Consider the following 22963-nt stretch of genomic DNA (forward strand, 5'->3'; position numbering starts at 1 on the left):
CGACGGATCCGCCAACAGGCCGCCTGCCGGCCGGACCGATCGGTCCGGCCGGCAGGCGGCCGCGGGAGGGACGCTGATCAGCCGACCGGCCGAGCGAGGCTGAGCGGCGCAGCAGTGGCGGCAAGGACGTCTTCACGTGTGACGCCGGGGGCGGTCTCCACCAGGGTGAGTGCGCCGGCCCCGACGTCGAGGACGGCGAGGTCGGTGATGATGCGGTGGACGCAGGCCCGGCCCGTCAGGGGCAGGGTGCACTCCTGGACGATCTTGGGGGTGCCGTCCTTGGCGGTGTGCTCCATGAGGACGACGACGCGGCGGGCGCCGTGGACGAGGTCCATGGCACCGCCCATGCCCTTGACCATCTTGCCGGGGATCATCCAGTTGGCGAGGTCGCCGCGGGCGGAGACCTGCATGGCGCCGAGGATCGCGGTGTCGATGTGGCCGCCGCGGATCATGCCGAAGGAGAGCGCGGAGTCGAAGAACGCCGCGCCGGGCAGGGTGGTGACGGTCTCCTTCCCGGCGTTGATCAGGTCGGGGTCAACGGCGTCGTCGTACGGGTAGGGGCCCGTGCCGAGGATGCCGTTCTCGGAGTGCAGGACGACGTCGACCCCGTCGGGCAGGAAGTTGGGGACGAGCGTCGGCAGGCCGATGCCCAGGTTCACGTAGCTGCCGGGGCCGAGTTCGCGGGCCGCGCGGGCCGCCATCTCGTCGCGGGTCCAGGCCATCAGGCACGCACCGTCCCTCGTGCCGGGGGAGCGGCGACCGTGCGCCGCTCGATGTACTTGCGGGCGGCCTGCTCGGGGGTGAGTTCGACGACGCGCTGCACGAACACGCCGGGCAGGTGGATCTCGTCGGGGTCCAGCACACCCGGCTCGACGAGCTCCTCGACCTCGGCGATCGTGACACGGCCGGCCATCGCCGCCAGCGGGTTGAAGTTGCGGGCAGCCTTGTGGAAGACGAGGTTGCCGTGCCGGTCGCCGCGGGCGGCGCGGACGAGCGCGTAGTCGCAGACGATGCCGCGCTCCAGGACGTGGTCGCGGCCGTCGAAGGCGCGGACCTCCTTGGCCGGGGATGCGAGGGCCACGCTGCCGTCGGTCGCGTAGCGCCAGGGCAGGCCTCCGTCGGCGACCTGGGTGCCGACGCCGGCAGGGGTGAAGAACCCGGGGATGCCGCAGCCGCCGGCCCGGAGCCGCTCCGCGAGGGTTCCCTGGGGGACGAGCTCGACCTCCAGCTCGCCGCCGAGGTACTGCCGGGCGAACTCCTTGTTCTCCCCCACGTACGAGCCGGTGACCCTGGCGATGCGCCCGGCCGCCAGGAGCAGGCCCAGACCCGCGCCGTCGACACCGCAGTTGTTCGACACCACGCTCAGGCCTCCGGCGCCCTGGGCGAGGAGTGCTTCGATGAGCATGGTGGGGATGCCGCTGAGGCCGAACCCGCCGACGGCCAGGCTGGCGCCGTCGGGGATGTCGCCGACGGCGTGGGCAGCGCTCGTAGTCACTTTGTCCATGGGGTGTGCTTCCTCATCGGGGGCAGGACCGGGGACGGCATCGGCGGACGGCCGGCCGTCGGCGGGACTCACGGCGCAGCGCCGGGGTCGCGCAGGGCGTCGGAGATCGACTTGGCGCCGCCGTGGGCGGTGTAGCCGCCGTCGACCGGGATCTCGGCGCCGGTGATGAAGGAGGCCTCGTCGGAGAGGAGGAAGGCCACCAGCGGGCTGATCTCGTCGACGGTGCCGGTGCGACCGAGCGGGGTCTCGCGCAGATTGGCCTCGCGGAAGGCCGCCGGCGCGGAGGCGGTCATCTCGGTCTCGACGAAGCCGGGGTGAATGGTGTTGACGCGGATGCCGCGCGGGCCGAGTTCGAGGCAGGCGGCCTTCGCGAGTCCGCGCAGCGCCCACTTGCTGGCGGTGTAGGCGATCGGGTAGTGGCCGGTGAGGGCCGCCGACGAACCGACGTTGACGATGGACGAGCCGGGTGGCATCAGCGGTGCCAGGTGCTGGATGCCCAGCAGGGGGCCGGTCACGTTGACCGCGTGCACCCGGGCGAAGTCCTCCGCGGTGACCTCGGGGAGCCGCGCGCGCCAGGTGATGCCGGCGTTGTTGACCAGGCCGTGCACGGCGCCGAACGTCTCGCGCAGGTCTGCGGCGAGGGCGGCCCAGGCCGCGGTGTCGGTGACGTCGAGGGGGCGGCAGCCGGGCGCAGCGTGCACGTCGGTGGCGATGACGACGGCGCCTTCCCTCGCCAGGGCGGCGGCCTCGGCCGCGCCCTGGCCCCGGGCGGCGCCGGTGACGACGACGACCTTGTCTCGCAGACGGTCCACGGGAACTCCTCGTCAGGGGCGGGTGCGGGGCCTCGGCCGGGCGGGGCGGATCGGTACGGGCTCGGTCCCGGCGACGACGGTGTTGGAGACGGTGCCGATGCCCTGGACGGTGAGGGTGACGGTGTCGCCGGGCCTCAGCGGGGGCGGGTCCTGGCGGCCGTTCCTGCCCCAGAGTTCGGCGAGGCAGCCGCCGTTGCCGCAGGTGCCGGACCCGAGGACGTCTCCGGGGCGCACCGTGGTGCCGCGGGAGGCGTAGGCGACGAGGTCGTCGAAGGTCCAGCTCATGTTGGAGAGCAGGTCGCGGCCGATCACCTCGCCGTTGACCTCGGCGGTGAGGGCCAGGCGCAGGTGGCCGTCGGCGTCGCGGAAGGGTTCCAGTTCGTCGGCCGTCACGAGGTACGGGCCGAGGGTGGTGGCGGTGTCCTTGCCCTTGCACGGGCCGAGGCCGACCTGCATCTCACGGGACTGCAGGTCGCGCGCCGACCAGTCGTTGAAGATCGTGTAGCCGACGATGTGGTCGCGTGCCTGTTCCGGCGTGAGGTCGCTGCCCTGGCGGCCGATGACGGCCGCCACCTCCAGCTCGAAGTCGAGCACGGACGAGCCCGGCGGTACGGGGACCTCGTCGTGGGCTCCGATGACGGCGTACGGATTCCCGAAGTAGAAGGTCGGCGCCTCGTACCAGGCCGCGGGCACGCCCTCGGCCCCGCTGACACTGCGGCGCACGCCCTCGACGTGCTCCTCGAAGGCGACGAAGTCGCGGACGCTCGACGGCTGGAGGGGCGGCAGCAGTGCCACCCGGGAGACGTGCGGCCCGGCCGGGACGTCCAGCGCTGCGGTACCTGCGGCCAGGAGCCCGGGCAGACCGTCGGTCTCGGCGAGCAGGGCGTTCAGCGAGGAGACGGCGGGCAGGGGGTAAAGCGTGCCGTCCTCCTCGACGACGGCCACCCGGCGCCGGTGCTGGTACTCGTAGGCGGCGAAACGCATGGTGCGGCTCCTGGTCGGTGACGGCGGGGGCTCGGAGGTGGATCCGTGGTGCGGGGGCGGGGGCGGGGGCGGGGGCGGGGGCAGGGGCGGCGGGCGATGTCAGGGCGGGACGTGCCCGCCGCCCCCGGGTCGGTGCCGGTCGGTCAGACGGGCGGGGCGACGAAGACGCCGCGGTCGACGTCGTTGAAGGACTCCTTGGCGACGATCTCGCTCATCGCGTTGGCGGTGCCCCACTGGTCGGTGACCTCGGGCTGCGAGAAGTCGTAGACGTGCGGGTGCCAGGTGTCCTCGTCGAGCTCCTCCAGCTCGGTGGTGTACTCCACCGTGTTGCCGTGCGGGTCGAGGAAGTAGGAGAACGTGTTGTTGCCGGCGAGGTGGCGGCCGGGGCCCCAGATCTTGCGGGCGCCCGAGCGCAGCACCCGGCCGGTGCCGTACATGTACTCGTCGACGCCGCGCAGTTCGAAGGAGATGTGGTGCAGCGAGGTGTGCGGGCCCTTGGCGATGGCCATGGAGTGGTGCTGGTTGCTGATCCGCATGAAGTGCATCACCTCGCCCATGTGCGGGGAGGCGAGGCTGTCGGAGAGGGCGAAGCCGAGGTGCTGCTCGTACCAGGCGCGGGTCCGCTCCAGGTCGGGCGAGTTGACGACGACGTGGGAGAGGCGGACCGGGACGGACTCCTTCTCCTCGATCCGCCGGTGCGTACGGGCGGCGACGTCGGCGCTGACCTCAACGGTGCGGCCGTCGACGTCGAAGAAGCGGAAGCCGTGGCCGCCGCCGGGGGTGTCGACGCTGCCGGGGCGGGTGACGAGCTGCACGCCGCCGGCGAGGAGCCGCTCGGCGAGGGTGTCGACGTCGGCGGGGGTGGCGGCGCCGTACGAGATGAGGTCGAGGCGCTTCTCCTCGGCCTTGCGCAGGCGGACGACGTACTGCTCCGGGGAGCCTTCGGCGGCAAGGAAGGAGATGCCGTCGTCCTCGGCGACCTTGGTCAGGCCCCAGACGCCGGCGTAGAAGTCGAGCTGCTTGTCGTAGTCGGGCACGGCGAGGTCGACGTGCCGCAGGTGGGTGAGCAGACGGGTCATGGCGGTTCCTCCTCAGCCGAGGCCCAGCAGGGCGGCGGCGTTCGTGCCGGCGATGGCGTCGTGGACGGTGGCGGGGAGGTCCGCGGCGCGGAGGGCGCCGAGCGGGTCCTTGCTGCCCATGTCGAAGGGGAAGTCGGAGCCGAGGAGCACCCGGTCGGCACCGGCGGCGGCGACGAGGTGCCGCAGGACGGCGGGGTCGTGGACGAGGGAGTCGAACCACAGGTCCCTGAGGTAGCTGCTGGGTTCGCGGGCGCAGCCGCGGGCGTCGGGGCGGTCGCGCCAGGCGTGGTCGGAGCGGCCGATGTGGGTGGGCAGGTAGCCGCCTCCGTGCGCAGCGATGATCTTCAGGCCGGGGTGGCGGTCGAGGACGCCGGAGAAGATCAGGTGGGAGAGCGCGACGGCGTTCTCGGTGGGCTGGCCGACGGTGTTGGAGAGGTACCAGCGGTTCAGCCGGTCGTCGAGGGTGCAGCCGAAGGGGTGGAGGAAGAGGACCGCACCGGTCTCCGCAGCGCGGGCCCAGAAGGCTTCCAGGCGTGGGTCGGAGAGTTCGACGCCGTGGGCCACGGACCCCGGGGCGTGGCTGGAGATCTCGACGCCGAGCAGTCCGCACTCCCGTGCGTGGTCGAGGGCTTCGACGGCGAGGTGCGGGTGCTGCAGGGGGGCGAGTCCGAGGCCGCGCAGCCGGTCGGGCGCCTTCGCGCAGTGCGCGGCGGTGGCCGTGCCGGCGAGCTGCCAGACCTGACGGGCCGTCTCCTCGTCGGCCCAGTAGTGGTAGTGCGAGGGCGAGGGGCTGACGAGCTGGACGTCGATGCCCTGGGCGTCCATGGCGGCGAGGCGGGCGGCGGGGTCGGTGAGCAGCGGGATGCGGTCGCGGACCATGGGGCCGCTGACGGCGAGGGCCTCGGGGCCGTTGCGGCGGGCGTCGAGGGCCTTCGCCCCGGCGAGTCCGGGCCGGTCGGCGACGAGGGCCTCGACCTCGGGCAGCAGCAGGTGGGCGTGGACGTCGACGGTGGTCACGGCAGCTCCTTGAGGACGGACATGGTGCGGCCCATCAGTCCGGGCACGTCGGCGTCGCGGACGCCGTCGAGCATCCACCGGCCGATCAGGCAGGAGTTCTCCACGACCATCCGCACCCGCGGCAGCCGCCGTGCGTGGTAGTCGGTGAGCAGTTGCTCGTCGAACTCGTCGGCGGTGGCGAGGATCTGGGCGAGGACCCAGGCGTCCTCCAGGGACATCGCGGCGCCTTGGGCGAGGGTGGGCGGGCAGGCGTGGGCGGCGTCCCCGACGAGGACGACACGGCCGCGGTGCCAGGGGCCCTCGACGAGATGACGGTCGAACCAGGTGTAGTTGACCTGCTTCGGGTCGGTGATGCTCGCGGCGATCTCGTTCCAGTGGCCGCTGTACCCGGCTGCGAGGCGGCGCATCTCGTCGGCGTAGGCGTCCGGGTCGATGGTCGCCCGGTCGCGCTTGGGCTCGACGAGGTAGGCGTAGACGGTGTCGGGGCCGGTCGGGCAGTAGCCGGCGATGTAGCAGGGGCCGCCGTAGGCGAGATCGGTCCGCTCGACGCCGGCCGGGCGGGGCGCGGGGGTGCGCCAGATGGCCATGCCGGTCGGCTCGGGGCGCTCCGTGATGCCGATCATGGCGCGGGTGGCGGAGCCGATGCCGTCGGCGCCCACGACGAGGTCGTAGCGGCCGCCGGTGCCGTCGTCGAAGCGCACCCACACCCCGGTGCCGTCCGACTCCAGGGACTCGACGGTGGTACCGAGGCGGACCTTCGCGCCGGAGGCCTTCACGGCGTCGATCAGGATCCGCTGCAGCCGGGGGCGCTGCATGCCGACGGTGGCGGGGAGGTCGTCGCCGCCGGTGCGCACGTCGCGGGCGACGTGCAGCACGGTGCCGTCGGGGGCGGTGATGCCGACCGAACCGAAGCCGAAGCCCGCTTCGCGGACCTGCTCCCAGACGCCGATCTCACGCAGCACGCGCAGGGCGTTGCCCTGCAGGGTGATGCCGGAGCCGGAGACGTTCCAGTCGGTCTTGGCCTCGACGAGGTCGACGTCGATGCCGGCCCTGCGCAGCAGCACGGTGAGGCCGTTGCCTGCGGTGCCACCGCCGATCACGAGGACGGTGCGGACACTGGTCATGGTGCTCCCTGACGGGCGGGCCGCGCTTCGTCGCGCGGCGGACGGGAGGGGGTGGGGGGTGCGGGCCGGTCGGCGGGCGGCTGTCCGGGTGCGTCCGCCGGCCGGCCCGGTCGGTGGGACGGCTACTTGACGGCGACCGGGTTGACCGGGGAGCCGACCGCGCCGGTGATCGGCAGGGGGGCGGCGGTGAGCCAGAACTCGTACACACCGTCGGCCGCGCAGTGGGCGGCGAGTGCGTCCGGATCCCACATCTCGCCGATCAGCAGTCCGATGTGGGGGATGGCGACCTGGTGCAGCGGCTGGAAGGCGTGGTCGAACTCGTTGGGCCGCACCTCGAAACCCCAGGTGTCGGTGGCGATCGCGGCGATCTCGGTGCGGTGCAGCCAGCCGGCGGTGGTGAAGGAGAGGCCGGGGGCGTCGCCGCCGGCGTAGTCGCGCCAGCCCTCGCGGCGGGCGCGGGCGAGCTGGCCGGTGCGGATCACCACGATGTCGCCGCGGCCGACGGCCGAGGTCGGACCCTGGGCCTCGACGGTGGCGCGGAGGTGTGCCTCGGTGATGGCGAAGCCGTCGGGCAGTTCGCCGTCGGTGCCGAGGGCACGGCCGACGTCCAGCAGCACTCCGCGGCCGGCGACGTGGGCGGCCATGTGCTCGATGCCGGTGACGAGGTCGCCCTCGGAGGTGACGGTGGTGGCGGCGTCACGGCCGTTCCACGCCCTGCCGTGGTCGAAGATGTGGCCGAGGCCGTCCCACTGGGTGGAGCACTGCAGCGGCATGGAGATGACGTCGTCCGCGCCGCCTATGCCGTGCGGGAAGGGCTGGTGCCCGGCGGCCGCGTCGGTGCCGGTGTCGAGCATGGTGTGCACGGGGTTGGTGCGCCTGCGCCAGCCCTTCTGCGGGCCGTTCATGTCGAAGCTCTGGGAGAGCGAGAAGCTGACGCCCTGCCGGACGAGGGCGGCGCCCTCGGTCCGCTTGGCCGCGTCGAGGTGGTTGAGGGTGCCGAGGCGGTCGTCGTCGCCCCAGCGGCCCCAGTTGGAGTGCGCGGCGGCGGCCCTGGCGATCTCTCCGGCGGGGTCGGTGCGGTCGAGGTCGGTGCGGTCGAGGTCGATGCCGGCGAGGTCGATGCCGGCGGGGGCGCTGCGGTCGGGGGCGCTCATCGCTGCTCCGCGATGCAGCGGGTGCGCTGGGCGCCGAGGCCGGTGACGGTGCCGTCCATGACGTCGCCGTCGCGCAGGAGACGGCCCCAGTGCATGCCGTTGCCGGCCGGGCTGCCGGTGAGGACGAGGTCGCCGGGGAGCAGGGTGGTGGTCTGCGAGGCGTAGGAGACCATCCGCGCCACGTCGAAGATCATGTCCTTGGTGGACTCGTCCTGCATGGTCTCGCCGTTGAGGGTGAGGGTGACCTGCAGGTCGGACGGGTCGGCGACGAAGGCGGCGGGCACCAGGTAGGGGCCGAGCGGGGTGAAGCCCGGGGCGTTCTTGCTGCGCAGCCAGTCGGTGCCGATCTCCGGCATGTCCTTGCGGAAGATCAGTTCGCGGGCGGTGAGGTCGTTGGCGATGGTGTACGCGGCGACGTGCTCCAGCGCCTGCTGCGGCGTGACGCGGTGGGCCGGCCGGCCGATGACGGCGGTCAGCTCCAGCTCCCAGTCCGGCTTCTCGCACCATGCGGGCAGGACCACGTCGTCGTACGGACCGGTGATCGAGGACGGCAGGCCGATGAACATGTACGGCTGGTCCTCGGCGGCCCGGCGGTCCATCATCGCGGCGACATCCGCCCGGGCCTGCTCCACCGTGCGCGGGTCGTCCGGGGAGCGATGCGCCACGGCCAGGTCGATGACGTGCTGCCGGTAGTTGGCCCCGGACTGCAGCACCTGCCGCGGCTCGACCGGGGGGAGGGTCCGCAGTCCGTCCAGCGGGCGCCACGGGCGGTCCGCGTCCTCGGCCAGACGGTGCAGCGCGGGCAGGGTTTCGTCCCAGCGTTCCAGCAGGTCGCGGGTGGTGGACGGGCTGCCGGCCTCCGCGGCTCCGCCGAGGTCGAGCACGAGGTCTCCGGCCACCAGGCCGGGGAACGGCACGCCGTCGCCGTCGGCGAACATGCCGAGGGCGAAGGGGCCGGAGAGTTGCGCATGTGTTGCCACGAGGTTTCCTCCCGATTCGATGCGACTAATGTGACCCCGATCCGGCAATCACGGAAATCGATTCTCTGGATGCCAGGCATCCACCGAACAGATGCGACGGCGGACCCCGCGATGAACCTTGCGAACCTCGACCTGAACCTCGTCCCCGCGCTGCGCGCCCTCCTGGAGGAACGCAACGTCACCCGGGCCGGAGCCAGGGTCGGTCTCAGCCAGCCCGCCATGAGCGCCGCCCTCGCACGGCTGCGCAGACACTTCGGCGACGAGCTCCTCGCCCGCTCCGGCAACAGCTACACCCTCACCCCGCTCGGCACCGCACTGCTCGAACTCACCACCACCACCTGCGACTTGCTGGAACGCGTCTTCACCTGCCAGGCGTCCTTCGACCCCGCCCGCGAAACCCGCGAGTTCACCCTGCTCGCCTCCGACTACGCCGTCGCCGTCTTCGGCGTCCAGCTGGCTCGTACCGTGCACGACGAGGCACCCGGCGTGCGGCTGCGCTTCCAGCAGGTCGGCCCGACACTCGTCGAGTCGATCGCCACCTCGCTCAGCTCGGTGGACGGCCTGCTCATGCCGCACGGCGTGATCAGCGGCTTCCCCTCCACCGACCTCTACGCCGACCGCTGGGTGTGCCTGGTCGCCGACGACCACCCCGAGATCGGCGACAGCCTGGCCCTGGACGACCTGGCCCGCCTGCCCTGGGCGGTGTACCAGCGCACCCACGACGCGCCCGCCGCCCGCCAGCTCTCCCTCCTGGGGATCGAGGCCCGCGTCGAGGTCTCCGTCGAGACCTTCCAGCTGCTCCCGGCCATGGTCGCCGCCACCACCCGCGTCGCCCTCGTCCAGGAACGCCTGGCGGCCCGGCTGGGCCCGCACAGCGGCGTCCGCACCCTGCCGTGCCCGTTCGACGCCGTCCCCCTCACCGAGGCCCTGTGGTGGCACCCCGCCCACACCCAGGACGCCGCCCACACCTGGCTGCGGGACACGGCGGCCCGGGTCGGCGCCACCCTGTGAGGGCACGTCATCCAGGCCGCGGATGACGGTCATCCGCACAAGCGATCGGCACGACCGTTCCCCTCGGCGCCCGCCGCCCCCAGGATGGCTGCCACTGCGATCCGCACCCACGGTGTCCGGCACCGCCCCGATGAGCCTCCCGACGGGGCCGGCCGGCATCGCACCGGTCCCCGGCGGCCGCGGTCCCCCCATCCACCCGAACGGAGCCGTCATGCCCACTCCCGCTCCCGGTCCCACCGCCGTGGCGAGCGCCGCACCGGACGACGGCGCGCCCGCGCACCCGCGGCTGACAGCCGCCCTGCTGATGGCCGGCAGCTGCCTGCCGATCCTGGGGGCGGTCCTCCTCGCCCCCGTCCTGCCGAAGATGCAGGACCACTTCGCCGCCACACCGGGCGCGGAGGTCCTGGTGCCGGTCACACTCACCGTCCCGGCCCTGGCCCTCGCGCTGCTCGCGCCGTTCGCCGGCGTCCTCGTCGACAGGCTCGGCCGCAGCAGGCTGCTGACGGTATCCACCGTGGTGTACGCCCTGGTCGGCACGGCACCGCTGTGGCTCGACTCCCTGACCGCGATCGTGGCCAGCCGGGTCCTCGTGGGCATCGCCGAAGCCACGATCATGACCTGCTGCACCACACTGATCGGCGACTACTGGTCGGGGCGCGAACGCGAGCGCTATCTGGCTCTGCAGGCCATGTGCGCGTCGCTGTCGGCGACCGCCTTCTTCGTGCTCGGCGGGGCGGCCGGCTCCGCCGGGTGGAGGGCGCCCTTCTGGGCCTACGCGGTCGGGCTGGTGCTGGCGCCGTTGATGGCCACCCGTCTGCGGCCGGTCCACCCGGGGACGGCGGCGGAAAGCGTCGGCGGCACCGGGGAGCCCCGCCCGTTCCCCCTGCGGAGCCTCGCCGCCCCCTGTGCGCTGACCTTCTTCGGCGCGGTCGTCTTCTACACCGTCCCGGTGGAGATGTCGTACCTGCTGGAGGACCTCGGGGTGACATCGGCCGCCGCGGCCGGGCTCGCCGCCGCGGCCGCCAGCGCGGCGACCGTCGCGGGCGCCGCGTCCTTCCCCCGGCTGGCCCGGCGTGCCGAGGCGCTGCTTCCCCTCGTACTCGCCGTCTGCGCCGCCGGTTTCACCGTCATGTGCTTCGCCCCGAACACCCCGCTGCTGGTGCTGGGCGCGGTGGTCAACTGCCTGGCCACGGGACTGCTGCTGCCCACCCTGGTGACCCGCACCCTGGCCCTGCTGCACCACGACGACCGGGGACGTGGCACGGGCCTGTGGAACGCGGCCTTCTTCCTCGGCGAGTTCCTCTGCCCGCTCGCGCTGCTCGGTCTCGCGGGGGCCGTCGGCACCCTGGCCGGCGCCGTCGGGGTGCTCGCCGCGGTGACCGCGGTCGTCGCCCTGGGGCTGGCGGCCGTCCGTGCCCGGCGCGGTGCAGCCTCGGCGGCGGCGAAGGAGGCCACTGCCTGACCTCGGCCGACAACAGCGGCAGAGCGGCGTCACCGGGAGGTGGCGCCGCTCTGCCGTGAGCCCGTACCGCCGCGACCGGGAAACCCGCCTTGTCCACGCGTGCCCGCCACCGGTGCGCGCCTGACCTCCCCCTTGCGTCCTTGTCGGTCGCGACCGGTTCAATGTCCGCCATGACCGAACAGGAAGAACTCCTCGCGGCCGTGCACCGACTGGCCTGGCCGAACACGGGCAAGCTGGAATGCGACGAGGTAGGACACCTGTCAGGACACGTATGCCTGGCACCTTCGGACGAGAACAACCTCTCCGCGCTCCGGGAGGCTCTCAGCGGACGGTACGGGCAGCCACGCAATCTCGCCATGGGCGGGTACGTCGATCCGACCGTGACCGACCGGACCGGGCTTCCGCTCCTGACCCCGTTCGGCGAGCGGATCGTGCAGATGGGCGCGTGGACGTACGGAGGCCGGTGGATCGGCTGTGGCACCGTCCGCTTCGGCAACAGCGTGCGGACCTTGGCCCTGGTCGCGGAGCGGGAGGATCCGGCGGCGGACCTGGCGGAGGGGACGTCCTGGGTGGACGCCGTCGTCGCCGTCACGGGATGGGACACGACACGTGCACGTCCGGTCGACTGGGCTGCGGCCGAGGCACGGATCGGAACCGCACTGCCCAGTGACTACAAGCGTCTCGCCGAGGTGTTCGGGTTCGGCGCATTCGACGGCTATCTCCAGCTCCATCTGCCCGGTGCCGGCGCCACGAGCTGTGACATCGTCCTGCACGCCGAGTGGCTGGGCGAGTGGGCCGGGGCTCACTCCGGCGAACTCTGGAAGCCCTACGAGGTGTACCCCGCCCCCGGCGGGCTACTGCAGTGGGCGGCCTCCGAAACCGCCGACCAGTTCTACTGGCTCACCGAGGACCCGGACCCCGACAAGTGGCCCGTCCTCGCGAGCGACGAGACCCGCAACTCGTGGCAGCGGTTCGACGGGACGACCGCCGAGTTCGTCCACCGGATGCTCACCGACCGGCAGCATCCGTTCTCGACGGCCTGCTACTTCGACACCCACTGGTTCGAGAGCTATGAGAGTGAGGGCTGAAGTCCTGCGGCGACGCGGGCCGAGCGCCTGCCCACCGGTGACGGACGGCCGCGCCACGGGCCCGGAAAGCCCTTCCACGACAGCCCCCTGGAACCGGTACCCGCCGGTTCCAGGGGGCTTACGGGTGCCCGGCCCGGTCAGCCGATCGTGAGGGCCCGCTGCGCGGCCAGGTCACGGGAGGACCGGCCGGCGTGGACGGTGTACAGGCCCGGGACGAGCGCCCAGCCCCCCGGCTGCCAGACGGACAGGTCCTGCGCGGGGACGGTGAAGGTCACCCGGGTGCTCGCCCTGGGTGCGAGCCGGACCTTGCGGAACCCGACGAGACGACGGGGTTCCGCGTCGGCGGCCGCGGGCAGGGCCGCGTAGAGCTGGACGACGCTCCAGCCCGTCCGTGCACCGGAGTTGGTCACGTTGAGGGTGGCGGTGAGCACCTTGGCGGAGGCGTCGTAGGAGGCGGTGAGGTCTCCGAGGGCGAAGCCGGTGTAGGACAGGCCGTGTCCGAAGGGGAACAGGGGGCTCTGGCCGTTGCGGTCGTAGTAGCGGTATCCGACCGCGATGTCCTCGGCGTAGGCGACCGTGGTGCCGTCACCCGGGTAGGTCGCGGGTGTGCCGCCCGGCCCCTGACCGGGCGCGGCGGGGAAGGTGACCGGCAGACGGCCGGCGGGGTCGCTGTCCCCGAAGAGGACGGCGGCCAGGGCCGTCCCCATGCCCTGCCCGCCGTACCAGCTCTGCACCACGGCCGCGACGCTGCCGAGCCACGGCATGGCGACCGGGCCGTCGGTGTTGAGCACCACCACGGTGCGCGGGTTGACCGCGGCGACGGCCGCGATCAGCTGGTTCTGGTCGCCGGGGAGGTCGAGGCCGATGTGGTCCATGTCCTCTCCGGCGGTGCGGTTGGCGAGGACGACGACCGTGTCGGCCGCCCGCGCGGCGGCGACGGCTGCCGGGATCAGGGAGTCCGGCTGCCAGCCGAGGGTCAGGCCGACCTGGCCGTACTGGGCGGTGGCGTTGGTGTAGACGACCTCGATGTCGACGGTGCTGCCGGCGGTGAGGGTCGCCGTGCCCTGGAGCGGGTAGTCGGACGGGCCCAGGAAGAAGCGCCGCATGTGGCGGGTTCCGGAAACCACCGTGGTGCCGTCGACGGTGAGGGTCGCGGTGCCGGAGGGCAGCAGTGAGAAACGGTGCAGACCCGTGCCGGCCGGCGTGAGACGGCCGGTGAAGCGTGCCGACCAGACGGGAGGCAGGCCGGCGAGAGGCGCCTGGGCGAAGTCGATGCCGGTGACGGTCTCCGTGGCGACGGGAGTGCCGGTGGCCTGAGCGCCGGCGTAGTAGGTGGCCGTCAGGCCGGCGGTGCCGGCTGCCGTGCGAAGGGCGCCGGAGGGCACGGGTGCGAGGGGGATGTCGCCGAGGCTGCCCTGGACGTGGGTGACCGGGATGCTGCCTGCCCGGTTCCTGATGGCCTGGAGAGGAGTGGTCCACGCGCCGGGGTCGACGTAGGTCGAGCCGGAGACACCGGTGACGGCGTCGGTGCCCGCCGGGCCGATGACGGCGATGGACGCAGGCCCGGCCAGCGGCAGGACGGAGTTGCGGTTCTGCAGCAGGACGGTGCCGTGGACGGCCAGGTCGTGGGCGAGGTCGCGGTGCGCCTGGGTGCTGACGTCGGCGGACGGCGCCGGGAGGGGGTTGTCGAACAGCCCGGCGGCGATCATGGTGGTCAGGATGCGTCGGGCCGCGTCGTCCAGGCGGGCGGCGCTGATGCCGGCGACGAGGCTGCCCGCGGGGATCTGCACACCGCCGGGGCCGAGTCCCGCGAGGTCCATGCCGGCGCGGGCGGCGGCCACCTGGTCGTCCCCGGCCCAGAAGTCGGGCACGGTGTAGCCCTGGAGACCGATGGTCGTCTTGAGGTCGGCGAACAGGGCGGCGTTCTGGACGGCGAAGGTTCCGTTGATCCTGGGGTAGGCCATCATCACCGAGGTGAGCGGCGTGACGGCGACGACCCGGCGGAAAGGCGCCTCGTAGATCTCGTGGAGGGCCCGGTCGGACACCGTGACGTCGACCGACGACCGGTCCGTCTCCTGGGTGTACGCGCCGAAGTGCTTGACCGTGGCGACCACGCCCTGCTGCTGCATCCGCGCCGTGATGCCGGCGGCCAGCGTTCCGGCGAGGTACGGGTCCTCGCCCATGCCCTCGGCCTGTCGGCCGGAGCGCCAGTGCCGGGCGATGTCGATGGTGGGGGCGAGCAGGTTGTTGTAGCCCTTTGCGCGGCCTTCGGCGCCGAGGGCCGCACCCAGAGCGCCGACGCGTTCGACGTCGAACGTCGCGGCCTGGGCGACGGGCACGGGGAACGCGGTGACACCGGTCTCGCCACGGAGGCCCGCCGAGGCGTCGGCCATGGTGAGGGCCGGAATTCCCGAGGAGGCGAGCGGCGCGAAGTCGCAGCGGAGGAGCGCCTCCTTCTGCGCCGGCGTCATCACGGCGAGGAGCTGGTCCGCGCGGCTCTGCGGGGTGGAGCCGGACGCAGTCGCACGGCGACCCGGAACCGCGGCCGCGGGCGCCACGGTGGTGGCCAACGAGATCAGGACGGCTGTGGTGAGGAACGTACGGCGGTTCATGCGACTCTCCAGTCGAGTCTAGTGCCGGCCGACGGCACGGCACGTGGGGGCGTTCCGGACACGTGAGGGTGTTCCGGAGGCATGAGGGTGTTCCGGAGGCATGGAGCGGCACGGGGCTGCCGGGCAGCGCCACGGCGAGCGCGCTGCGGACGCGACGACGGGCGCCCGGCACGAATCGGCACCGGGACGTCGCCTCGTTCGGAGGAGCGCCCGACTGCACGGCGGGGGCACGGAGGGGTGGGGGTGGACCGTCGGCCCGGCAGCCCGGGGCACAGCCGGGACGGGCGCTGCACTCGCACCTGTCGAGTGAAACGTTTCAGCTGTGCGGGAACCTAGAGGCCCCGTGCAGAGCGGTCAAGACTTCCGGCAGCACCTCGGAAATCCGGATCGAACCCTGCCGGAACATCGCCGCCACGAATACCGGCACCCGGAATACCGGCACCCGCGCCGCCGGTGCCGACGCCGTGCAGCGGCGCTTCGAGATCCTCCTGAACCGTTCCGAACGGTGAGGCGCAGCACGCCGGGCCGATCGACCCGTTGACCTTCGGGCCGTGCCGCCATATCGTCTATGCATCAACGATTGATGTACTGATCATATGTCGTGATCCACTCTCGTCGAGACTCCCCCAGCCGCGCGTCCACCGAGGAGGCCCCCGTGCCCTCGTCCCTCAGGTCCTGCCAACTCGCCGTAGTGGGCGGGGGCATAGGCGGGCTGGCTGCAGCACTCGCAGCCGCACGCGCCGGCCGGACCGTCACCCTCGTCGAACGCGCCTCCCGGTTCGGCGAGATCGGCGCAGGCCTGCAACTGGCCCCCAACGCCTCGCTCGCCCTGGAAGAACTCGGCGTCCTGGCCGACGTGCAGCGCACGGCCGTCACACCCCCACGGCTGGTCATGATGGACGCCGTCAGCGGCGCCCAGGTCACCGAGCTCGACCTGCGCAGCCGGGCCTACCAGGAGCGGTTCCGGCACCCCTACCTCGTCACGCACCGCACGGACCTGCACGCCGCGCTCCTCGCCGCCTGCGAGGCCCATCCCCTCGTCACCCTGCACACCGGCCGCACCGTGACCCGCGCCGACCAGGACGGCTCCGGTGTCCGGCTCCACTTCGAGGAGACGCACGAGGTGCTGACGGCCGCCGCCGTGGTGGCCGCCGACGGCCTCCGCTCCAGGCTGCGCCGGGCCCTGGTCGGCGACGGGGATCCCGTCTGTTCCCGCTACGTCGCCTACCGCGGGGCCCTGCCCACGGACCGGATGACGGACCGCATGTCCCGGCACGCACAGTCCGGAGCCGTGATGGTGTGGGCCGGCCCGCGGGCGCACCTGGTCCAGTACCCGGTGCGAAAGGGCGAGCTGTACAACCAGGTCGCGGTCTTCGAGAGCGACCACTACACGCCGGACTCCGACGACTGGGGCACGGAGGCCGAGCTGGAGGAACGCTTCGCAGGCGCCTGCCGGGCGGTCCGGGACGCCCTGCCCCTGGTCTCGCGCGACCGGCGCTGGCCCCTGTTCGACCGGCCGCCTCTCGACACCTGGGTCCACGGGCGGATCGCGCTCCTCGGCGACGCCGCCCACCCCATGCTCCAGTACCTCGCCCAAGGCGCCTGCCAGGCCCTGGAGGACGCCACCGCCCTCGGCCACGCCTTGGGCGAATCCGCCGACCCCGCGAACGCCTTCGCCGCCTACGCCGGGCGACGCCGTGAACGCGCGGCCCTGATCCAGACCAACGCCCGCCGCTTCGGCGAGATCTGCCACCTGGAAGGAGAGGGAGCCGCCCTCCGCAACACCCTCCTCGGCAGCCGCTCCCCGCACGCTTTCGACGACATCTCCTGGGTGTGGACACCGGCCGCCCGCACCGTCGCCGCCATTGCCTGACGAACGACCGCACGGAGGACACGCATGACCGACGACGACGCCTACAAGGCACTGGAGGACCTCGGCGCCGCCCCGCTGTGGCGCTTCTACGGCAACCTCTTCCCCGCCGAACCCCGCAGCCGGGCCGTTCCGCACCGGTGGAGCTGGCAGGAACTACGCCCGCACCTGCTGCACTTCTCGCAGACGCTCTCCCTCGACGAGGCCGAGCGCCGGGTCCTCATGCTCGTCAACCCCGGCCTCACGGACCCACCGGCCACCGTCAACACCCTCTACGCCGGGCTCCAGATCATCCTCCCCGGCGAGACCGCCCAGGCACACCGGCACACCTCCAACGCCTTCCGGTTCGTCCTGGAGGGCAGCGGCGCCTGGACGACCGTCAACGGCGAACCCGTCCACATGGCCCCCGGCGACCTGCTCCTGACCCCCGGATGGCACTGGCACGACCACACCCACCGCGGCGACGCGCCGATGATCTGGCTCGACGCCCTCGACTACCCCCTCGTCAACGCACTGGAGGCAGGCTTCTACGAGAAGTACCCCCAACGCCTGCAGCCGGTCGCACGGCCCGACGACGCCGGCAGCCGGCAGTTCCTGCACGGCCGTCTCACCCCGGCCTGGCTGACCCAGGACGGCCCCAACTCGCCCATCACGCGCTACACATGGGCCGAGACCGCGCGCGCCCTCGACGCCATCGCCGACACGGCCGAGGGCAGTGAGGTCGACGGCATCGTGCTCGAGTACACCAACCCCTGGACCGGTGGCCCCGTCATGCCCACCATCGGCTGCCGGATCCACCGCCTGCGCCCCGGCTTCCAGGGAGCCGGCCGCCGCCACACGGCCTCCACCATTCTCAACGTGGTCCGGGGAGACGGAGCCACCATCGTCGACGGCGTACGACTGGACTGGGCCGAGCACGACACGATCGCCGTCCCCGGCTGGGCCTCCTACCGGCACGTCAACGCCTCCGCCGACCACGACGCCGTCCTCTTCTCCTACAGCGACGAGCCGGTCATGCGCTCCCTCGGCCTCTACCGCACCCAGGCCGCCGACCCCGGCGCCTGACCACGTCCTCACCCGCGCCCCCAGCCCGCCCACAGCCCACCCACAGCAAGGAACTCCTGTGCGCCTCACCCTCTTCCGGCACGACCGGCTCGGCCTTGTCGACGGCGACGACCTGGTCGACGTGACCGAACAACTCGCCGGTCCGGGCCCGTACGGCCCGGCGGGCCCTCTGCAGCGCCACATCGAGCGGGCCGCCGAGGGGCTCACCCTCGTCCCCGACCTCGGCCCCTGCCCCCGCACTCCCCTGACGGAGGCGGCCCTGGAAGCTCCGCTCCCCCGCCCCGGGAAGATCGTCGGCGCGCCCGTCAACTACCTCGACCACAAGGCCGAGATGGAGTACACCACTTCGGTCGCCGACCTCGGGATCTTCCTCAAGGCCAACTCCTCCGTCATCGGCCCGGGGCAGGACGTCGTCCTCCCCTACAGCGACAAGCGGACCGACCAGGAGGGCGAGCTCGGCGTCGTCATCGGCCGCACCGCCTCCCACGTCACCGCCGACGAAGCGCTGTCGTACGTCTTCGGGTACACCTGCCTGCTCGACATCACCGTCCGCTCCGACGAGGACCGCTCCACCCGCAAGTCGTTCGACACCTTCACCCCCATCGGCCCGTGGATCGTCACCGCCGACGAGATCCCCGACCCCGACACGCTCGACCTGCGCTGCGACGTCGGCGGCACCACCCGCCAGCGGACGAACACGGCCGATCTGATCTTCGGGGTGCGCGAGCTCATCGCCTACACCAGCTCGGTCATGACCCTGCACCCCGGCGACGTCATCGCCACCGGCACCCCCGCCGGCGTCGGGCCCCTCGGCCACGGCGACCGTGTCGTGGTCGAGATCGAGCGCATCGGACGGCTGGAGGTCGGCGTGGACGGCTCCCGCGGCACGCCCTACGCCGAACGCCCGGGACGGGCCTCGAAGCGCGCCGCGCAGGACTGACGGCACCTCCGGACACCAGGGCAGTGCCGCCGAAACGTAGACTCGCGGACGGAACGGCCGCGCTCGCGCGGCACCCCTCGGTGGAGGAAGACGAGACCATGGCACGGGCACGCTCACTGGAACTGGACCACTACGTCGGGCACCTCATCCGCCGTGCCGAGCAGGTCCACACCGCACTGTGGGCCACCCACGTGTCACGGGAGATCACCTCCCAGCAGTTCGCGGTCCTGAACGCCCTCGCCCGGCAGCCCGGCATCGACCAGCGCACCGTCGCCGCAGCCATCTCCCTGGACCGCTCGACGGTCAACCACATCGTCCGGAGGCTCACCGACCAGGGCCACGTCACCCAGGTCCGGGACGAGTCCGACCGCCGCCGCACCCTGCTGAACCTGACCCCGAGCGGCAGCCGTCTTCTGGAAACCCTCATCCCACCCGCCGAACGCATCAACGAACGGCTCCTGGAGGCCCTGCCGGAACCCGAACGCGCCACGGCAGTGGACATCCTGCGGAAAATCGCCTGCATGGACGACACCCTTCCGAACGAGGACGCCCGCCCGGCCCGGTGACCGGCCTCCTCCGGTCCCGGCGCAGCGCCGGCAACCACGCGGGGAGCGACGCCGGACTGCGATGTGCGCTGCCGCTACCCGCGGGTGTGTCCGGCCAGCGGCTCCGCCCCGTAATCGGTGGTAACGCCGTGTGGCGATCGCCGGAGAACGGGAGGGTGAGCTCGGCGTCGTCGCCCTCGGCCGGCGTCAGAGCAGGTGCGCGAACTCTCGCGCGAAACGGGCGAGTTCGGTCATCCCGGACGGATCTTGGCGAGTTCTCCCAGGAGTTCGGTGTCCTTCGGGAGGAAGTTCGACAGTCTTCCGCACCACGTCTCCCCGGCGGTACCGGTCTGCGCCCGGCACGCCGGGATCGAGCGGATTCACGACCTGGTGTCCGAACTTCCGGGCATCCGCGGGCCGCACGCCGGCCCGTCCGTTCCGGCTTCCGCCCACTCCCCCTTGACCCGGCCCGAATTGTTGATCTAACTTCGTGCCACGCCACGAGTTCCGGTGTGCAAGCCCTGGCTGGCCGGACAGCAACCCTCCGTCGCGGTGGGGTGCTCCAGGTGAAGGCTCGGCGGGAGACCTCCCGCAAGCGCGCACGACACCGGCACCCGTGCCGGACCGACCCCGACCGGGAGGACGAGGGTGCCCACGGCTCTGTACAGCCGCCGCCACATCGACCTGCTCATGGTCTCCAGCTCCCTGTGTAGCTGAGCACGACAGCACCGTCCGTCCCCGCCGCTGTCCCCGACAGCCCGCGCCGCGGACTTCTGCACGTCCTGTCGCCCCTCAGGCATCGCGCCACCCCGCGTCCGGGTCCGCGTGCGCATCGCATGCGCACGCGCACCGCCGACGCGCCGTCCGCGCATGCCGCCGCACCTGCGAACCCGGAGACCAGCCATGCACGACTCACCTGCCGAAGAAGGCATTCCGACCACGCCCGCGTCAACGCGCCGCCGCAGCCTTGCCACGCTCGCGCTGACCGCCGCCGTCCTGGTCACCGCCGGCGCCTGCACCAGCACCAGGTCCGGCGGGACCGCCTCCGCCGACACCGCCGCCTCCGCCCTGACCATCGGCACCACCGACCAGATCGTCAGCCTCGATCCGGCCGGCTCCTGGGACGCCGGCTCCGGCACCATCCAGGACGAGGTCTACACCACTCTGCTCAGCGCCAGGAACGGCACCTCCGACGTCTCGGCGAACCTGGCCGCCTCCGTCAAGCTGACCGCACCCACCCAGTACACGGTCGCCCTGAAGCCCGGCCTGAAGTTCGCCAACGGCCACGAACTGACCTCGTCCGACGTCAAGTTCAGCTTCGACCGGCAGCTGGGGATCGCCGACAAGAACGGCCCCTCCCCGCTGCTCTACAACCTCGCCTCGGTCGCCGCCCCGGACCCGGCCACGGTCGTGTTCACCCTCAAGTCGGCCAACGACAGCATCTTCCCGCAGGTGCTCTCCACCGGTGCCGGCTACATCGTGGACGAGGAGGTCTTCCCCGCCGACAAGGTCCTCGACGACGACGCCATCGTCAGAGCCAAGCCCTGGGACGGCCCGTACGGCATCACCAGCTACGCGAAGAACTCGCTCGTCTCCTTCCGGGCCAACGACGCCTACCAGGGCCAGCTGGGCAAGCCGAGGACCGCGCAGGTGCGGCTCAAGTACTACACCGACCCGAACAACCTGAAACTGGACATCCAGCAGGGCGGCATCGACGTCGTCTACCGCACCCTGGCCACCGCCGACCTGGAGGACCTGGCCACCAGGAAGGGCATCACCGTCCACACCGGCTCCGGCAACGGCATCCGCTACATCGTCTTCGACCTCAAGACCCAGCCTTACGGCAGCAAGACCGACCAGGCCGACCCCGCCAAGGCGCTCGCCGTCCGGCAGGCCGTCGCCGACTCCATCGACCGGTCCCAACTCGCCTCCCAGGTCTACAAGAACACCTTCGCGCCGCTCTACACCTCGGTGCCGGACGGCATCACCGGGGCCACCCCGTCCTTCAAGGGGCTCTACGGCGACAAGAACGGCGGCCCCTCCAAGGACGCGGCCGCCGCCGTGCTCGGCGCGGCCGGCGTGACCACCCCGGTCACCCTCAACCTCCAGTACAACACCGACCACTACGGCTCCTCCTCGACCGACGAGTACGCCCTGATCAAGACCCAGCTGGAAGCCACCGGCCTGTTCAAGGTCAACCTCCAGTCCACCGCGTGGGCCCAGTACGGCAAGGACCGGGTCGCCGACCTCTACCCGCTCTACCAGCTCGGCTGGTACGCCGACTACCTCGACGCCGACAACTACCTCGGCTCCTTCTTCTCCCGGGACAGCTGGGTCAACAACGGCTACGACGACCCGGCCGTGCAGGCGCTGATCAAGCAGGAGGAGACGGAGACCGACCCGGCCGCCCGCACCCGGCAGATCAAGCAGGTGCAGGACGCCGTCGCCGCGCAGGTGCCGCTGCTCCCGCTGCTCCAGGGCTCCACCGCGATCGTCACCCGCTCCGGCGTGCAGGGCGTGCCCGCCCAGCTGAACAGCGCCTACCGGTTCCGCTGGGCCGAGGTGGGCAAGGGCTGAAGCCGAAGCACCCCGCCCCCGAGAGACGCTGAACCCCGAGAGAATCCGACATGACGCTCGCTCGGTCCCTGAGCGGACGCCCGGAGCGCGGTCGGCCCCTGCTGACCGCGCTCCGCTCGCCGCTGGCCCGCTACCTGGCCGTCCGCTTCCTGCTCATCCTCCCGACCGTCTTCCTGCTGCTCACCGCGGTCTTCTTCCTGATGCGGACCACCGGCGACCCGATCACCACCGCCTTCGGCGACCGGCTCACCCCGGCCCAACTGCAGGAGAAACTGCACGCCGCCGGCTACGACCGCCCGCTGTTCACCCAGTACCTGGACTACCTGCGGCAGACCGCCACCGGCGACTTCGGCCGCACCGCCACCGACAACCAGGCCGTATCCACGGTCCTGCTCACCTACGGCGCAGCCACCCTCGAACTCGCCTGCTACGCCCTGCTGGTGGCCATCGCCGTGGGCGCCCCCGCGGGCATGGCCGCGGCCCGCTTCCGCGACCGCGCCCCGGACGCCGCGCTGCGGCTGGCCGCGATCCTCGGCTACGCCACCCCGGTCTTCTTCGTCGGGCTGCTGCTCAAACTGGTCTTCGCCGTCCGGCTCGGCTGGCTGCCGGTCTCCGGCCGCGCCTCGATCCAGGTGGAACTGGAGCTCCAGAACCAGTCCAGCACCACCGGCCTCTACCTGGTCGACGCACTGCGCAGCGGCGACGGCTCCGCCGTGGCCGACGTGCTGCGCCACGGCGTGCTGCCCGGACTGGCCCTCGGCCTGCTGCTGGCCGGCGTGCTGCTGCGGCTGGTGCGCACCAACCTGATCGTCACCCTGGACGCCGAGTACGTCGAGGCCGCGCGCTCCCGCGGCGTCGGCGGCCTGCGGCTGATCACCCGGCACGCCGCCCGGCCCGCGCTGATCCCGGTGGTCACCGTGCTCGGCCTGCAGATCGCCGGGCTGCTCGGCGGCGCGGTGCTCACCGAGACCACCTTCGAATGGAGGGGACTCGGCTACGAGCTGGCCCACTACCTGACGGTGCGTGACTTCGCCGCGGTGCAGGGCATCGTCGTGCTCTTCGCGATCGTGGTCGCGGTGGTCAACTTCCTGGTGGACGTGCTCGCCGCGATGATCGACCCCCGAGTGAGGTACTGATGC

Annotated in this window: 19 protein-coding genes and 1 riboswitch; of the genes, 9 read left to right on the forward strand and 10 right to left on the reverse strand. The window is 72.4% G+C overall.

What is annotated here, in order from left to right; all coding sequences use genetic code 11:
* Positions 1 to 77 precede the first annotated feature (77 nt).
* The 9 genes from SNE206_RS30130 to SNE206_RS30170 all read right to left on the reverse strand — a co-directional run bounded on the left by SNE206_RS30130 (position 78) and on the right by SNE206_RS30170 (position 8612).
* The gene (locus tag SNE206_RS30130; RefSeq protein WP_407916687.1) at positions 78 to 722 is read right to left on the reverse strand and encodes a CoA transferase subunit B; all 645 of its coding nucleotides are present in this window, start codon (positions 720 to 722) and stop codon (positions 78 to 80) included.
* Positions 722 to 1504 carry a CoA transferase subunit A gene (locus SNE206_RS30135; RefSeq protein WP_407916688.1) on the reverse strand — a complete coding sequence of 261 codons (783 nt, stop codon included), beginning with the start codon at positions 1502 to 1504 and terminating at the stop codon, positions 722 to 724. The genes SNE206_RS30130 and SNE206_RS30135 overlap by 1 nt, the downstream gene beginning before the upstream one ends.
* Positions 1505 to 1572: 68 nt before the next feature.
* Positions 1573 to 2316 carry an SDR family NAD(P)-dependent oxidoreductase gene (locus tag SNE206_RS30140; protein ID WP_407916689.1) on the reverse strand — a complete coding sequence of 248 codons (744 nt, stop codon included), beginning with the start codon at positions 2314 to 2316 and terminating at the stop codon, positions 1573 to 1575.
* 12 nt (positions 2317 to 2328) lie between these two features.
* Positions 2329 to 3300 carry a fumarylacetoacetate hydrolase family protein gene (locus tag SNE206_RS30145; protein ID WP_407916690.1) on the reverse strand — a complete coding sequence of 324 codons (972 nt, stop codon included), beginning with the start codon at positions 3298 to 3300 and terminating at the stop codon, positions 2329 to 2331.
* A 143-nt stretch (positions 3301 to 3443) separates the two neighbouring features.
* Entirely contained in the window at positions 3444 to 4379 is a 936-nt protein-coding gene (locus tag SNE206_RS30150; RefSeq protein ID WP_407916691.1) for a VOC family protein, read from the reverse strand.
* Between the two features lie 12 nt (positions 4380 to 4391).
* Complete coding sequence (locus tag SNE206_RS30155) at positions 4392 to 5396, reverse strand: amidohydrolase family protein (protein ID WP_407916692.1); 1005 nt, start codon at positions 5394 to 5396, stop codon at positions 4392 to 4394.
* The gene (locus SNE206_RS30160) at positions 5393 to 6520 is read right to left on the reverse strand and encodes an FAD-dependent oxidoreductase (protein WP_407916693.1); all 1128 of its coding nucleotides are present in this window, start codon (positions 6518 to 6520) and stop codon (positions 5393 to 5395) included. Before SNE206_RS30160 ends, SNE206_RS30155 begins: the two co-directional genes overlap by 4 nt.
* Before the next feature lie 122 nt (positions 6521 to 6642).
* Positions 6643 to 7674 carry a cyclase family protein gene (locus SNE206_RS30165; RefSeq protein ID WP_407916694.1) on the reverse strand — a complete coding sequence of 344 codons (1032 nt, stop codon included), beginning with the start codon at positions 7672 to 7674 and terminating at the stop codon, positions 6643 to 6645.
* Positions 7671 to 8612 (reverse strand): fumarylacetoacetate hydrolase family protein, encoded by a 942-nt coding sequence (locus SNE206_RS30170; protein ID WP_407916737.1) that lies wholly within the window; start codon positions 8610 to 8612, stop codon positions 7671 to 7673. The genes SNE206_RS30165 and SNE206_RS30170 overlap by 4 nt, the downstream gene beginning before the upstream one ends.
* A gap of 153 nt (positions 8613 to 8765) precedes the next feature.
* Here SNE206_RS30170 and SNE206_RS30175 point away from each other — a divergent pair, with 153 nt between their 5' ends.
* From SNE206_RS30175 to SNE206_RS30185, 3 genes are all read left to right on the forward strand, one after another.
* On the forward strand, positions 8766 to 9665 hold the full coding sequence (locus tag SNE206_RS30175) for a LysR family transcriptional regulator (RefSeq protein WP_407916695.1): 900 nt from the start codon (positions 8766 to 8768) through the stop codon (positions 9663 to 9665).
* Positions 9666 to 9876: 211 nt separating this feature from the next.
* Positions 9877 to 11127, forward strand: coding sequence for an MFS transporter (locus tag SNE206_RS30180; protein ID WP_407916696.1), 1251 nt, complete (start codon positions 9877 to 9879; stop codon positions 11125 to 11127).
* Between the two features lie 170 nt (positions 11128 to 11297).
* Complete coding sequence (locus SNE206_RS30185) at positions 11298 to 12215, forward strand: hypothetical protein (protein ID WP_407916697.1); 918 nt, start codon at positions 11298 to 11300, stop codon at positions 12213 to 12215.
* Positions 12216 to 12352: 137 nt separating this feature from the next.
* Here the strand turns inward: SNE206_RS30185 and SNE206_RS30190 are convergent, their stop codons facing one another.
* On the reverse strand, positions 12353 to 14827 hold the full coding sequence (locus SNE206_RS30190; protein ID WP_407916698.1) for a glycoside hydrolase family 3 protein: 2475 nt from the start codon (positions 14825 to 14827) through the stop codon (positions 12353 to 12355).
* A 655-nt stretch (positions 14828 to 15482) separates the two neighbouring features.
* Here SNE206_RS30190 and SNE206_RS30195 point away from each other — a divergent pair.
* From SNE206_RS30195 to SNE206_RS30220, 6 genes are all read left to right on the forward strand, one after another.
* Positions 15483 to 16700, forward strand: a complete 1218-nt coding sequence (locus SNE206_RS30195; RefSeq protein ID WP_407916699.1) for an FAD-dependent monooxygenase — start codon at positions 15483 to 15485, stop codon at positions 16698 to 16700.
* Between the two features lie 24 nt (positions 16701 to 16724).
* Positions 16725 to 17762, forward strand: a complete 1038-nt coding sequence (locus tag SNE206_RS30200) for a cupin domain-containing protein (protein ID WP_407916700.1) — start codon at positions 16725 to 16727, stop codon at positions 17760 to 17762.
* A 58-nt stretch (positions 17763 to 17820) separates the two neighbouring features.
* Positions 17821 to 18702 (forward strand): fumarylacetoacetate hydrolase family protein, encoded by an 882-nt coding sequence (locus tag SNE206_RS30205; protein WP_407916701.1) that lies wholly within the window; start codon positions 17821 to 17823, stop codon positions 18700 to 18702.
* Between the two features lie 98 nt (positions 18703 to 18800).
* Positions 18801 to 19268, forward strand: a complete 468-nt coding sequence (locus SNE206_RS30210; RefSeq protein ID WP_407916702.1) for a MarR family winged helix-turn-helix transcriptional regulator — start codon at positions 18801 to 18803, stop codon at positions 19266 to 19268.
* Between the two features lie 475 nt (positions 19269 to 19743).
* Positions 19744 to 19851, forward strand: a riboswitch (SAM riboswitch).
* 299 nt (positions 19852 to 20150) lie between these two features.
* Positions 20151 to 21824: an ABC transporter substrate-binding protein gene (locus SNE206_RS30215; RefSeq protein ID WP_407916703.1), complete on the forward strand. Its 1674-nt coding sequence runs from the start codon at positions 20151 to 20153 to the stop codon at positions 21822 to 21824.
* Between the two features lie 50 nt (positions 21825 to 21874).
* The gene (locus tag SNE206_RS30220) at positions 21875 to 22960 is read left to right on the forward strand and encodes an ABC transporter permease (protein ID WP_407916704.1); all 1086 of its coding nucleotides are present in this window, start codon (positions 21875 to 21877) and stop codon (positions 22958 to 22960) included.
* Positions 22961 to 22963 lie beyond the last annotated feature (3 nt).

It is taken from the genome of Kitasatospora sp. NE20-6, assembly GCF_045862635.1.